This is a genomic window from Janibacter sp. CFPM2_SD2 (assembly GCF_057364645.1).
The window spans coordinates 1-695 of the sequence record NZ_JBNFOF010000399.1; the positions used below are offsets into that span (position 1 = coordinate 1).

Sequence of the window (695 nt, forward strand, 5' to 3'; positions counted from 1 at the left end):
CGGGTCGTCGTGCCGAGGCCGCCGAGCTGCTCGGCGACGGCGGCCATGCGCGCATCGGACTCGTGGAGCGCCTCCATCGCGGCATCGCGGGCCTCGACCCGCTCGGCGAGGGTCGCGCGGGCGCGCGTCAGGGCGAAGGTCGACTCCTCGCTGCGCCGGGTGGCGTCCTCGAGCGCGGCCCGGGTCTCGTCGACGGCTGCCTGCAGCTCGAGCAGGCTGGGCGCTGCGCTCGAGCCACCCCGCACGAAGCCGGGCCCGTAGACGTCGCCCTCCTCGGTGACGGCGGTGAGGTCGCCGGCCTGGCTCGAGCAGGGCCAGGGCAGCGGGGGTGTCGGCGACGATGGCGACCCGCTCGAGCACCTGATCGACGGCGGGCCGCACGGACTCGGGGGCCTCGACGACGTCGAGGGCCCACACGGCACCCGTCGGCAGGGTCGGCCACCCGGAGCGGTCGGAGGGGCGGGCCGTGGCACCGACGACGAGCGTCGCCCGACCGGCGTCGTCGGTGCGTAGCCGCTCGACCGCGCGGGCGGCCGCGTCGATGCTGCCGAGGGCCAGGGCATTGCCGGCCTGGTCGAGCGCGGCGGCGACGGCGGCCTCGTGGCCACCGGTGACGGTGACGAGCTCGGCGACGGAGCCGAGGATCTCGTGCTCGTCGTCGGCGCCTCGCGCAGCGCCTCGACGCCGTCCTTGCG

At 77.3% G+C, this 695-nt stretch carries 1 pseudogene; it reads right to left on the reverse strand.

Annotated elements, in window-relative coordinates:
• A pseudogene (locus AC2W7J_RS18625) lies at positions 1-645 on the reverse strand (hypothetical protein); the annotation flags it as partial.
• Between the last annotated feature and the right edge of the window lie 50 nt (positions 646-695).